The 13,434-nt window shown below is 59.8% G+C and carries 9 protein-coding genes and 1 pseudogene; 6 read left to right on the top strand and 4 right to left on the bottom strand.

What is annotated here, in order from left to right; translation table 11 throughout:
* Nucleotides 1–95 precede the first annotated feature (95 nt).
* Nucleotides 96–1,382: a hydroxymethylglutaryl-CoA reductase, degradative gene (locus QNH97_RS17665; RefSeq protein WP_283553166.1), complete on the bottom strand. Its 1,287-nt coding sequence runs from the start codon at nt 1,380–1,382 to the stop codon at nt 96–98.
* A 139-nt stretch (nt 1,383–1,521) separates the two neighbouring features.
* On the opposite strand from QNH97_RS17665, the gene QNH97_RS17660 reads away from it, so the two are divergent.
* The 4 genes and pseudogenes from QNH97_RS17660 to QNH97_RS29565 all read left to right on the top strand — a co-directional run.
* Entirely contained in the window at nt 1,522–2,892 is a 1,371-nt protein-coding gene (locus tag QNH97_RS17660) for an aminotransferase-like domain-containing protein (protein WP_283557504.1), read from the top strand.
* 190 nt (nt 2,893–3,082) lie between these two features.
* Nucleotides 3,083–4,528, top strand: a complete 1,446-nt coding sequence (locus QNH97_RS17655; protein ID WP_283557503.1) for an ATPase domain-containing protein — start codon at nt 3,083–3,085, stop codon at nt 4,526–4,528.
* Nucleotides 4,529–4,552: 24 nt separating this feature from the next.
* Nucleotides 4,553–4,915, top strand: a complete 363-nt coding sequence (locus QNH97_RS17650; RefSeq protein WP_283553165.1) for a response regulator — start codon at nt 4,553–4,555, stop codon at nt 4,913–4,915.
* A 197-nt stretch (nt 4,916–5,112) separates the two neighbouring features.
* Nucleotides 5,113–5,265 (top strand): annotated as a pseudogene (locus tag QNH97_RS29565) (amino acid permease); the annotation flags it as partial.
* A gap of 29 nt (nt 5,266–5,294) precedes the next feature.
* Here QNH97_RS29565 and QNH97_RS17645 read toward each other — a convergent pair.
* The 3 genes from QNH97_RS17645 to gcvA all read right to left on the bottom strand — a co-directional run bounded on the left by QNH97_RS17645 (nt 5,295) and on the right by gcvA (nt 7,902).
* On the bottom strand, nt 5,295–6,056 hold the full coding sequence (locus QNH97_RS17645) for an SDR family oxidoreductase (RefSeq protein ID WP_283553164.1): 762 nt from the start codon (nt 6,054–6,056) through the stop codon (nt 5,295–5,297).
* Between the two features lie 37 nt (nt 6,057–6,093).
* On the bottom strand, nt 6,094–6,921 hold the full coding sequence (locus tag QNH97_RS17640; RefSeq protein ID WP_283553163.1) for an EamA family transporter: 828 nt from the start codon (nt 6,919–6,921) through the stop codon (nt 6,094–6,096).
* Nucleotides 6,922–6,996: 75 nt separating this feature from the next.
* The gene (gene gcvA, locus QNH97_RS17635) at nt 6,997–7,902 is read right to left on the bottom strand and encodes a transcriptional regulator GcvA (RefSeq protein WP_283553162.1); all 906 of its coding nucleotides are present in this window, start codon (nt 7,900–7,902) and stop codon (nt 6,997–6,999) included.
* 372 nt (nt 7,903–8,274) lie between these two features.
* On the opposite strand from gcvA, the gene QNH97_RS17630 reads away from it, so the two are divergent.
* Complete coding sequence (locus QNH97_RS17630) at nt 8,275–9,375, top strand: ABC transporter substrate-binding protein (protein WP_283553161.1); 1,101 nt, start codon at nt 8,275–8,277, stop codon at nt 9,373–9,375.
* Between the two features lie 23 nt (nt 9,376–9,398).
* The gene (locus QNH97_RS17625) at nt 9,399–13,121 is read left to right on the top strand and encodes an ATP-binding protein (RefSeq protein WP_283553160.1); all 3,723 of its coding nucleotides are present in this window, start codon (nt 9,399–9,401) and stop codon (nt 13,119–13,121) included.
* The last annotated feature ends 313 nt before the right edge of the window (nt 13,122–13,434 follow it).

Below are 13,434 nucleotides of genomic sequence, written 5' to 3'. Positions count from 1 at the left end.
GGTTCTCCCACTGCCCCTGCGGGCTTTTATTGTTATGAACGTGAAGAGATGCGGTTTGATTCGTTTCTACAAGGCCATGGGTCGCGAGAAGGGCATCACTGCGCGCGCTTTTGCTTGAGTAATTCAGCCGCTTTGTCTGAACGCACATCACTCGCCTCAACCATCTGCTTGACCAGCCAATTGAGCTCTTCGCCTTTGGCACCGGCGGAAAGTGCAATGTTGCGCGCATGCAAAGCCATGTGTCCGCGTTGAATTCCTTCAGTCGACAATGCACGCAGTGCGCCCAGGTTTTGAGCCAGGCCGACTGCTACCGCGATTTCGGCCAGTTCCTGCGCCGTCTTCACACCCAGGATGCGGAGCGACAGTTGAGCCAGTGGGTGAGTCTTGGTGGCACCGCCGACCAGGCCGACAGGCATGGGCATTTCCAGGGTGCCCACCAGATGACCTTTGCCATCTTTTTCCCACGTGGTCAGCGAACCGTAATGGCCATTACGGCAGGCATAGGCGTGAGCGCCGGCTTCCACCGCGCGCCAGTCATTGCCCGTGGCGACGATAAGGGGGTCGATACCATTCATGATGCCCTTGTTGTGGGTGGCTGCACGATAGGGGTCGATGACAGCAAAGTTATAAGCATCGAGAATCCCTTCAATGACGTCTTCGCCTTTATAGGCTGCGGTCGTGAGCAGCTCAGGGGCAATGCGGATCTGGGCCCTGGCAAGACGCAGATCCGCCAGGTTGGACAGAATGCGCAGTCGTACCTTGCCTCCGGTAATTTCTTCCATCAGCGGGGCAACCGCTTCAGCCATGGTGTTCACGGTGTTGGCGCCCATGGCATCGCGCACATCCACGATCAGGTGGGCCACCAGCATCGGCCCGCGAGGGCTCTGGGCAAAGGTGTGCACCTCAATGTCGCGGCAGCCTCCGCCCAGTGTGTTAAGCAGTTGATCCTTGCGGTTGGCGAGTTCGATGATTTCGTCTTTGCGCCGCAAAAGGCTCAGACGTGCATTGAAGGGATCTTCGACCTCGACAATCTGCACCTGGGCGCGCATCAGCGGCAGAGAGCTGGAGGTCTGGAAACCACCGGCATCGCGTGCCAGCTTGGCCATGAACGAAGCCGCTGCGACCACCGACGGCTCTTCAACCACCAACGGCACGATTACGTCACGACCATTGATTTGGAAGTTGCTCGCGACGGCGTAGGGCAATTCGAACTTGCCAATCACGTTCTCGATCATGCCGTCGGCAATTTCCAAGGGGAGGGCGCCGGCATCGCGTAGCAGGGCAACATCCGCTTCTGGAAGCCCAAGCAGCGCTTGCAAATGGGCCAGGCGTTCGGCGGGCGACAGGCTGCGAAACGTGGGGAGGCGGGAATCGATACTCATGTGAAGAGTCCTGGCGCAGTGATTGTTATTGAATGGCTGTCACCCTATTCGCATGTGTCAGCGTAAAAAAGGTACAGTTTGGACAGACAGTACCTAAGCTGTACCCTCGGTGAATAATTGGTTCAGGGGTTCAATTACGATGGCGCGGCTGACACTGGCCCAGCAGCTGACGGCCTCATTGGTCGAGCAAATCGGCAATGGCACTTACCGCGTCGGTGACCGGTTGCCGTCCCTGCGCGAGTGCATGCGCCTGTTTGGCCATTCGAAAAACACAGTGATCAACGCTTATGAATCGCTGGCCTCCCAGGGACTTGTTGAAGCGCGCCATGGGCAGGGCTTCTTCGTCAAACAAGGAGCTCCGAGCAGTAACGAACCGGAGGAGCCGCTACCTTTCACCCGGGCGATGGACACCATCTGGCTCATGCGGCAGCAGTTTGTCCGTGAACCTGGTCACTCGCCACTTGGTGAAGGTTTTCCACCCGTAGAGTGGCTGATGGATTTGCGTTTGGACAAGTTCACCCGGCAAGTCATGCGTATCGGCGTAACGACGCTTTTCCGATACGGCAACCGATTGGGGAATGCAGCGCTTCGTCAACATCTGGTGCAAAAACTGGCGACCTACTCAATTACCGCAAGCCCTCGCCAGATCGTCACCACCCATGGGGCCAATCACGCACTGGACCTGATAATCCGCCGGTTTATAGCGCCCGGGGACTACGTTTTTGTCGAGGATCCAGGCTACTACCCGCTATTCGGCAAGCTGCAATTACAAGGCGCCCGGATGCTATCCGTACCCAGATTGCCCGATGGGCCGGACATGGACGTGCTGGAGCAGCATCTGCTTGTGCATAAGCCCAAATTATTTTTCATGCAGTCTGTCGGGCACAACCCGACGGGATCCGATATTTCCCCCGGCAAAGCCCATCGGTTGGTTCAGCTAGCGCAAGAGCACAACTTCATCCTGGTGGACGACGACGCTTTGGCAGATTTCAAACCGGCATCGGCAATCAAGGTGTCGGCGCTGGATCAGTTGCGACGCTCGCTGTACGTGGGGAGCTTCTCAAAATCGGTGTCTGCGGCATTGAGGGTTGGATTTATCGCAGGCAGCAAAGACGTCATAGATGAACTGGGCGACCTGAAAATGCTGTTGCACACCAGCACTTCGGAGCTTTGTGAACGAACCGTCGATGTCATCCTGACGGAGGGACATTTCCTGCGACATCTGATCCGCCTACAAGAGCGGCTGAAAATTGCCACCACGGCAGGGCTGCAGATGCTGGATGACATTGGCGCCGAAGTATTCATCAGGCCGGAGCAAAGCCTCTATTTGTGGGTCAGGTTTCCTCACATTGACGATGCAAGGGAGCTAACCCGTCGACTGCTTCCGAGGGGGTTCATGATTGCCCCTGGGCACATTTTTTCTCCGGAGCAGTCGCGTATAAATCCATGGACGAGATTGAATGTCGCGTACCTGAATGATCCATTGCTCAAGGCTGTATTGAGCGGCTGAGACTGGTGCTGCTGATATAGGGTTCGCCCACTGAAGTGTTGCCTTTAGCCTGGGACCTGATCAAGCGCCAGGGGACTCTGGATAGTGGGTTGTGCTGTTAGGCTCTGCAAGTGGATGGCTCCCGCGTAAAAATGGAGTTAGCATTCATCCATTCGGCTTCAACAGCCTGCTTTTTTCAGATCAGGGTCGCATTGTGGAAACGCTAAATCGCCTTCAAAGTGGAATCGAAGGCCTGGATGCTCTGCTCAAGGGAGGGCTGGTTTCAGGTTCCTCCTATATTATTCAGGGCCGTCCAGGGTCTGGTAAGACTATCCTGGCCAATCAACTCGGATTCCATCACGCCCGCAATGGTGGTCGTGTCTTGGTTGCGACATTGCTGGCCGAGTCCCATGACCGCCTCTTCCAGTTCCTTTCGACATTGAGCTTTTTCGATGCCTCCATGGTGGGGGCTGAAATCCAGTTTGTCAGCGCCTTCGACACCCTGGAAAACGAGGGCCTCGATGAAGTCGTGAAGCTGCTTCGACGCGAGATCAGCCGTCAAAAAGCGACGGTGATGGTGGTGGATGGCTTGCTTAATGCGCGCTCAAAAGCCGACTCACCCATCGACACCAAGAAATTCATTTCCGAGTTGCAAGGCCATGCTGCTTTCGCTGGCTGTACCGTGTTGTTTCTAACCAGTTCCCGGTTGGACGACGGCAGCCCCGAACATACGATGGTCGATGGCGTCATTGAGATGGGCGAAGAGCTGTATGGCACTCGATCCGTGCGTCGTATCCAGCTGCGCAAAACCCGAGGCAGCGGGGCCCTGACGGGACTCCATGAATGCGAGATCAACGATAACGGCTTGGTGGTCTATCCACGCTTGGAGAGCCTTTACAGTCGCCCATCGTCAAATGACAGTGCCGACATGACGCGTATCGCCAGTGGTATTGCCTCACTGGACAATATTCTCGGCGGCGGCCTGTACAGCTCCAGCGTGACCCTGGTCATGGGCCCCTCCGGCATCGGTAAAACAACGCTGGGCCTGAAGTTTCTGAGTGAGTCGACAGTGGAAGCGCCAGGCCTGCATTTCGGTTTTTATGAAAGCCCGGAGCGGTTGCGCCTGAAGGGCCAATCGTTGGGAATCGACATCAAAGGCATGGAGCAAAGCGGTGCGCTGAGTATTGCCTGGCAGCCCACCACCGAAGGTCTGTTGGACGGGCTGGGCGCACGGTTGTTGAGCTTGGTAGAAGAAAAGGGCATCAAGCGTCTATTCATTGACAGCCTGAGCGGCATGACCCGGGTTTCGACGAATCCTGCGCGAATTACTGACTTTTACAGTGCATTGATGAACGAGCTGCGATCCAGGGGGGTGACGGTGCTGGCCTCCTGGGAAATGCGCGATTTGTTCGGTTCCGAGGTCAGTTCCCCCAACTCCGACCTGTCCAGCATCGTTGATAACCTGATACTGATGCGCTTCTTCGAGAATTGCTCTGAACTAAGCAGAACAATTTCAATTCTTAAGGTACGCGATAGCGCTTATGACCCCTCGCGATTCGAGGTGGTTATCCGTGACCAAGACGTAGATCTGAAAAAGGCTTCAAGAAATGAACCACCAGTCTCCACTCGTTCAGCGCTGCCTGGTTCAACGTCCTAAGTCTTGGATTCGGGTCGCATTGATATGACCACCATCCTGGTCGTCGACGACGAGTATTTGATCGCAGATATTATCGGCTACGCGCTGGAGGATGAGGGCTTCATGGTCGTAAAAGCCAGCAACGGGCAAAAAGGACTTGAGGTACTGGAGCGCGAACGGCCTTCCTTGATCATCACGGACTTCATGATGCCAGTCATGGACGGCCTCGAATTCGCCACGGCGGTTCGCGCCTTGCCTTCCGTCAATCACTTGCCGATTATCTTGATGAGTGGCGCGCAAGCACACATCGGAATGGAGAAGCCGGAATTGTTCAATGCCGTATTGGCAAAGCCGTTCAACATCGATTTGATCATTGCTGAAGTCAAGAAGCTCCTGGCGGCTGGTTGATCAATAAGGCTTTTCAACTTCATCGAACCTGACCGCTATAAACAGGGCTTGTGACCGGTTCTGCTTTTCGACTGGGTGGTTGTCTACGAAAGGAGCCTTGGCGTCGTAAAAATTTTCCATTATTGGAGAATCGCGTCTCATCCGGCGCCTTGCCTGATGATCGCTTAGAGCAATCCGCCGCCCGAGTCGCCCCATGAATGAGCCAACCCACATCCCAACCTGCCTTGCACCGCGCTGTAATCGGTCCGATGTGGTTCCTGTTCATTCTTGGCGATGTGCTTGGCGCAGGTGTCTATGCGCTCGCCGGGACCATCGCGGGTATGGCTGCAAGCGGCTGGCGGCCCCGGTTACAGCATCCGGTTGATTGGCGCGCACCCGCTCATTTTCCCCCGGTCACGTCGAGGAATGTACCGGTCACGAATGAAGCCTCCGGGCTGGCCAGCCACAGAATGGCCCGCGCCACTTCCTCCGGCTGACCACCCCGGCCCATAGGGATCGAGTCCTTGACGCGATCGACCCGTCCCGGTTCGCCGCCGCTGGCATGCATGTCGGTGTAGATGTGGCCGGGGCGCACGCAGTTGACGCGTATCCCTTCCCGGGCCACCTCTTTGGCCAGCCCGATGGTGAAGGTCTCCAGTGCGCCCTTTGACGCTGCGTAGTCGACATATTCATTGGGGCTGCCGAGGCGCGCCGATGCCGAAGAGACATTGATCACCACGCCGCCCGGACCGTTGTGACGGTAAGACATGCGTTTCACCGCCTGCTGGGCGCACAGAATCGGACCGATGGCATTGACCCCGAAGATGCGCTGCATGCGTTCGAAACCAAGGTCCTCCAGGCGGGACTGGGGCGCCAGTACCCCAGCGTTATTGACCAATACGTCAATGCGTGCGAACGAGCGATCAATGGCCGCGAACAAATCGGCGACCTGCTCGGGGTCCGCACTGTCGGCCCGCATGACCAGCGCCCGGCGTCCCAATGCCTCTACATCCGCCGCTACAGCCAGCGCCGCAGGCTCGTTAGCGACGTAGCTGATCGCGACGTCATAGCCTTGTGTGGCGGCTAGCCGCGCGGTAGCGGCACCCACTCCGCGACTGCCACCGGTTATCAGAATCAGCGGTGCCTGCGAGACGTTTTCCATCGAGAGTACCTCCTGCAACGGTGAGAAATGGCTCGTGTCAGCCGATGATGAGGGTGCCGCTGGCGATCACTGCGCACGCCAGGAGCCGGCGAGCGGTGAGTTTCTCGCCGAGGAACACGTAGCCAATCAACGCTGCAAACAGCACGCTGGTTTCGCGCAATGCCGATACCGCGCCCAAGGGCGCTTCGTTCATGGCGTAGATGACAATTCCATAGGCCAGCAAGGAGACCAGCCCGCCGAACAACGCGGTCAATATTCCGGGCCGGACGGAGAACAGACTGCGAGCGTCGCGTACGCCGATGTACACCATAGGCATCAACACGCCCCACAAGGCGCACATCCACACGGTGTAGGCGAGCGGCGCGCCGGAGAGCCGGGTGCCAATGCCGTCGGTGACGCTGTAGGCAGCGATGAAACAGCCCGTTCCCAGCGCATAGGGCAGGCTGGGAACCGACAGGTTGCGACCCCTGAAGGCCAGCGAAATAATTCCGCCTGACACCAGCACAATACCGAGTAACGCGCTGGGAACGATGCTTTCTCCGGCAAAGACGGCGGCGCCCAGGGTGATCAACACCGGTGACGATCCACGCGCAATTGGATAGGTCTGCCCCAGGTCGCCGACCCTATAGCTGCGCACCAGAAACAGGTTGTAGCCAACATGCAGCACCGCCGAAAGCACCGCATAGCCCCAGCTGGCAACCGCTGGTGGAGCCATGAACGCTGCGGCGACGGCACTGGCGATGGCGACAGCGATGCACATGACCGTCATTGACCACAGCCGATCGGCGCCGCCACGCAGTAGCGCATTCCAGCTGGCATGCAGGAGCGCGGCGAAAAGAACCAGCAAGGTGATATGAGTAGGCATGCGCCATTTTAAGCAGGCCAACTGCCGGGACTACAGAGAAGTCTCCTCATTGCTTCATGAATAAAACCTCATGCATCACCCATAAGCGCGTTGGACTTTCAGCGCTTCACTCATCAACCACTGGCGAAAGCTGACGATGTGCGGCTGCGATTCGATGCCCCGTGGACAGACGAAATAGTAGGCAAGCGGTGAGGGGAACGGGACTTCGAACAGCCGTACCAGGCGGCCGTCGCTGATTTCGGCTTCAACATGCCCACTGCGCACCAGGGCGATGCCCTGGCCGAGCAAGGCAGCCTCCACCGTCATGTTGGTATCTCCGAACCTGACGCTTTCCTTGAGCGGCAAAAACTCCAGCCCGATCTTTTGAAACCAGTCCTCCCATCTCGGTACCATCTCGGCGCCATCTCGCGTCAGCAGCGGGTAATGCAACAATTCGGCAGGGTTGCGCGGTGTCCCGAAGCGCTGCAGAAGGTCAGGACTTGCCACCGGGAACACCTGCTCGCCGAACAGGAACTCCGAATGCAGGCCCGGGTAAATGCCCTTGCCAAGCCGGATCGCGACATCGGCTTGGGCGCTGGAGAAGTGGATGATCTTGTCCGTGGTGTCCAGCGAAACCAACAGCTCGGGATGCAGGCGGGAGAGACTCGGCAAGCGTGGCAGCAGCCATTTCAGCGCGAAGGAATACGTGGTGCTGACTTTGAGTCGGACCCTGTCTTTTTGCTCGCGTAGATCACCCAGGGTCGCCTCCAGGCTCATGAAGAATTCCCGCACGATCGGCGCCAGCGTAGCCCCCGCTGCCGTAAGGCTTAAGGACTTGCCACGCTCGAACAATTGCAGGCCCCAGAGGTCCTCGAGATGCTTGAGTTGGTGACTGACCGCGCTTTGAGTGACATGCAGCTCCTGCGCAGCAGCGGTAAAGGTCGCGTGCCGGGTGGCGACTTCAAAGGCGCGCAATGTCGCGGTCGGTGGCAGATCTCTCATGAATGGGTTCCCGGCGAGTCATCAGAAATGCGTGACATGAACGATAGCTCATGATGGAGCATCTTGGGGAAATCCTCCATGACCGCGCGCGAAGCGGGCACTCTGAGACTATGCTCATTGCTACTTGCTGGCCGCCCATCAGCCCTATACCGACAAAGACAGTAGATGGGTCGGCTTCAGGCTTTTTCGAAGGCAATACGGAACAACCCTCGCGCGCGCTCCGTACAGGGAGACGCTCAATGCCTGCACCAGACCTCACAGGGCCGGCGATCTCCAGTCTGCAGGCCGACTCATCCAACCCGATCAAACAGTCGGTCCAGGCTGTCGGCAGGTGCAGTACTGTTGGTCAATCCCAAGGACGATGGAGAACCCATGAATACTCAACAGATCCACAAGATCCTGTGGCGCTTCGCCGGCTGCGTGACCGGGCTGGCGATGGTTGCCGCCAACCCAGCCCAAGCGGCCGATGGCGGCATCGCTGGCGGCCCTACCGCAAGCTATAGCATTGCCTTCAGCAACTCCTACGCGGGCAGCGATTTCCGCAAGGTGATGGTGCGCAACTGGCAGGAGATTGCGCTCCAGGCGCAAAAGGATGATTTGATCCGGGAGGCTCCGGTGGTCAGCGCCAATAACTCGGCGTCGGAGCAAGCGGCCCATATCCAGGACCTGATCGTCAAGGGCGTCAACGCCATCGTCATCCTGGCCGCGTCCGACACCGCCCTCGACGGGGTGATCCGCGATGCCTGCAACGCCGGCATCGTGGTGGTCGTCATGGCCAGCCTGGTCACCGAACGCTGCGTCTATACCGTGGACTACAACTGGTCCGCCATGGGTCGCGTGGAAATGGACTATATCGCCGAGCGCCTCAAGGGAAACGGAACGCTCCTGGAGATCCGCGGCATTGCCGGCGATGCCACCGATAAAAACATCAGCGACGGCATTCGCAAGGCCGCCAGCGACTATCCGGGCCTGAGGTTCGCCAAGACCGTATACGGGAACTGGACGGCTTCCGTCGCACGCAAGGAGGTGGCGCTGGCGCTGCCGTCGCTGCCCAGCATTGACGCGGTCGCTACTCAGGGGGGCGACGGTTATGGCGCGGCCATGGCGTTCAAGGCGGCGGGACGCCCTTTGCCGATCATCGTGATGGGGAACCGTCAGGACGAACTCGCCCTGTGGAAACAGGAACGCGATGCCAATGGCTACGAGACCGTCTCGGTCTCCGCCTCACCGAGCGTCTCCCAGGTGGGTTTCTGGGTGGCCCAGCAGATTCTGGCGGGCAAGCAGGTGCCGAAGTTCGTCGAGGTGCCGCTGGTACGCATCGACGCGAAGGACCTGGACACCTGGCTCGCGACGATGCCGGTGGGCGGCGCTGCTAATCCTTTCTACAGTCAGGCTTCCGTTGCGGCGATGATCGACGCGGCGATCAACCATACGGCGCCACCAACGCCTTTGCCGGAGGTGACGAAGCAGTAGCGGCGGGCGAGGGGCCAGGCGCCATGTTGACATTCAAACCAGCCACGGACAGGCCCATTGCCGTCAGGATTGGCCTGGCGGTCGCCGCACTGGTGTTCCTGATGCTGGCGGTATCGCTCGTGAACCTCTACGGCCTGCGAGGCATGGTACGTGCGGTGGATTCCGCCAGCCATTCCGCGGAAATTCTGGCCTCGGTCAACGGGGCCACCGGGCGGGTGGAAAACTTTATCGCCACCCGCGACCAGGAGAGCCTGTCCCAGGCCGAAGGCATGGTGGCGACGGCTATCGCCGGCCTCACCGCCATTCCGGTGGCAGAGGCGCAATCACTCAAGGGCAGCCTGGAGAGGCTCGCTGCGGCGATCGCCGCCTTGCGGGCGGCGACCCTGACCATGGATGACGAAACAGAGAACATGACCGCCCACTACGGCCGGATGCGAGAGGCGACGATCCTCGTCGAACAGGGCATCGCCGAAGGGCTGAAGAGGGTGGATACCCGCGCCGCTGACCACGAGGTGCGGGTGAGCAACATCGAAAGCGCCCACCGCATCCTGGATATCCTGCGCAACGGCGAACGGATCATTACCGCCAATGTGGCCAAGGCGCTGGTGACCGGCGATGGGGCGGCTGCCGCTGCGGCCCGGAACGCCTGCGCGGCGCTCCCGCCCGTGGTCGAGCAATTGCGCGAGGTGATGGGCGCGCCACACGAGGGAGAGACCCTCGACCAGTTGGCGACGGCGGTTGCTGCTGCCTGCCTGGCGGTCGAACACCTTGGCGAGGCGCCCAAGCTCCGGGGAGGCGAGGCTTTGCGGCAGCTTGCCGCCGGTGGGGATGTGACCGAGCGTCTCGAGGCCATGTTGGGTGAAGTCGACGAGCAGGTTGCCCATGACGCCAGCGACATTCAGGCAGCCACCGGTTTGCTGAACAATGCCGCCGCGCTGTCCAAGCGTTTCGCCGAGCGTGTTGCCACCCTGGAGGCACAGACCTTGTCGTTTCGCCTGTCACCGTCGGCCGAGGTCGCGGGCTCTGTCGGCAAGATCCTGGACGAGCTCTCCCGTCTCGCGCGCGTTCTCCCTTCGTCCGTGGGGCTGCAAACCAAGGCTACGCCCCTGACTGTCAGCGATCAGATTGCCGGCTACCGGACGGCATTCGCCAGGTTCGATCAAGCGAGCAGCGCCTTGAGCGGCGCGCGCGACCAAGTTCGCAACGAGGCACGCAGCGCCGGCCTGTTGGTTGCGCGCTTCGCTGGCGAAGCGCGCTCCGACGCCCTGGTCCACAATGATCGCGGCATGCTTGCGACGATAGTCGCGGGTACCGTTGCCATCCTGATAGCCGGAGCCATCGCCTGGAGCACGTCGCGGTTTGTCGCGCAGCCCATCGTGGCCCTGGCCTCGGCCATGCGCCGGCTGGCGGCGGGCGACCTGAACGCCGAGATTGCCAGCGCCGGACGCGGCGACGAGATTGGGGTCATGACCCGCGCCGTCCGGGTGTTCCAGGAAAATGCCCTGCGCATCCGGGTGCTGGAGGCCGAGGCCGAAGCCGAACGACAGCAAGTCCAGGCCTCCTTGGAGAGAATGGTCGCCGAACGGACCGACACGCTGCACCAGCAGACCGAGGTGCTGGAGGCGCAGGCCATTGAACTCATCCAGGCGCGCAACCAGGCCGAGACGGCTAACCAGGCCAAGAGCGATTTCGTTGCCACGGTCAGCCACGAACTGCGCACTCCCCTGACCCTCATTCTCGCCCCGCTGGAACAGCTCTCGGCGGCGACCACCCCGCCGGCGGACTGGCGTGTGCAAATCGACCGTGCCCAACGCAACGCGCTGCGCTTGATGAATCGGGTGAACGACATCCTCGATTTCTCCAAGGCCGAAGCGGGCAAGTTTGAGTTGTGTCCGGCGCCAATCGACTTGAACAAGGCGGTGGGTGTGCTGGCCGAAGATGCCGCCATGGTGGCCGAGGGCAAAGGCTGCACGTTGACCTGCAGCATCGATCCCGCGCTCGGCACGGTGTTCCTGGACCCTCGACACTTCGAGAAGATTCTTCTCAACCTGGTGAGCAATGCCATCAAATTCACGCCCGCTGGCGGCACCGTGCACCTGGCCGTCACTCCCCTTGATGGCGAGCGATTTGAGCTCGCGGTGCAAGACTCGGGCATTGGCATTGCACCTGACAAACTGCCGCTGCTGTTCCAGCGCTTTTCCCAGATCGACAATTCCGCCACGCGCCACTACAGCGGTACAGGCATCGGTCTCGCCCTGGTCAAGGATCTGGTCGAACTGATGGGGGGCGAAGTCGGCGTCAACAGCGAGCCCGGACGGGGTTCGTGCTTCTTTGTTCGACTTCCACTGGGGGCTGAGCACAACGCCGTGCCGGTCGAAGCCAGCACTATGCATGAGCGATCGTCACCGGGCACAACGAGCACAGCCGAACAGCGCCACCTGCGTTTCGACGACGGCCGCCATGGCACTAGCAACGACCCAGCTTCGACGCAAGGCGCAAACGATGAGCCGCCCCCGGAGCGCGCCTTGCAATCCCGGGTGCTGGTGGTAGACGACAGCCCGGAAATGCTGAGCTATCTCAGCGAGCTTTTGCACAATGACTACATCGTCGCCACCGCATCTGATGGAGAGCAGGCCTGGGCACTGCTGCAGCGTCGACCTATCGATGTCGTTCTCTCGGATGTGATGATGCCGGAGCTCGACGGCTTTGGCCTGACAGCCAGAATCAAGGCCAGCGCCGGTTTCGCCCATTTACCCGTGATCCTGTTGACCGCCCGCGGCGGCAGCGAGGCCTGCGTCTCCGGGCTGGAAAGTGGCGCCGATGACTATATCGCCAAACCCTTCTCGCCGCTGGAGCTTACGGCTCGCATACGCGCGGCGCTGCGCATGAGCCAGGTGCAAACCGAGCTGAACGCAAAATCTCGTCAGGCGGGCATGGCCGAAATCGCCACGACGGTGCTGCACAACGTCGGTAACGTCCTCAATAGCGTGAACGTATCGGCAGAACTGGTCAGTAGCCTGATGCGCGGCTCCAAGGCCCAGGGGCTGGGCAAGGTGGCACAGCTGATGAACGAACACGTCAATGACCTGAGCGACTTTCTCACCCGGGACCACAAAGGGAAGATGCTGCCCAACTACCTGCTCAAGCTGGCGGAGGTGGTGGCGGCGGAGCAACAGGGCATCATCGAAGAACTCGGACAACTCACCAAGGGCATTGACCACATCAAAACCATTGTCGCTGCCCAGCAGTCCTATGCCGTGGCCGTCAGTATTGTCGAGACAGTGCCGGTCCCAGAGTTAATCGATGACGCCTTGCGCATGAGTGCTGGATCACGGGCGCGCCAGGAGGTCACGGTGGTCAAGGAAATTGCCGACTTGCCCCTGCTGTCGCTGGACCGGCACCGAGTGCTGCTGATTCTGGTGAACCTGATCCGCAATGCCAGGCAGGCGTTGGACAGCGTGACCGATCGCAGCCCGTGCATCACGTTCAACGCCTCCCTTGCTGACGGGCCGGTATTGCGGATCACGGTGGCCGACAACGGCAATGGGATTGCGCCAGAGCACCTGGCGCGGATCTTTTCCCATGGCTTCACGACTCGCAAGGACGGTCACGGTTTCGGCTTGCACAGCTGCGCGCTTGCCGCGCAGGAAATGGGTGGCAGCTTGACTGTGCAAAGCGACGGGGCTGGACAGGGCGCAACCTTCATCCTCGATATCCCCCTTGATGCTGCGCAGAGTAAACGATGAGCACCGAGGTGGCGCATCCTTCCGCCGACGATTGATCGCCGCGAGGGCATCAGGCAAACCAACGAGGTTCTAGCGCGTTTTATTCGGAAGGAGCTGATGCTTCCGAGTTTTTACGACGCGGGGCTTTACCTTGCATACGTAAAACCATATATTCGGAAAACCATATATGCGCTGAGGCTTCTCAATGACCAACAAAGCCCGTGTCTTGTTCGTCTGTACCGCCAACGTTGCGCGCTCTCAGGCTGCGGACGCATACCCGACTCAGAGCATTTCATGAGCGCATCAAGATGTTCGTCTTGGTCAAAAACAAACA

The organism is Pseudomonas sp. G2-4, from assembly GCF_030064125.1.
Classification (GTDB): Bacteria; Pseudomonadota; Gammaproteobacteria; order Pseudomonadales; family Pseudomonadaceae; genus Aquipseudomonas.
The sequence above is the reverse complement of the archived record's forward strand: the minus strand, read 5'-3'. Positions and strand labels throughout refer to the sequence as shown.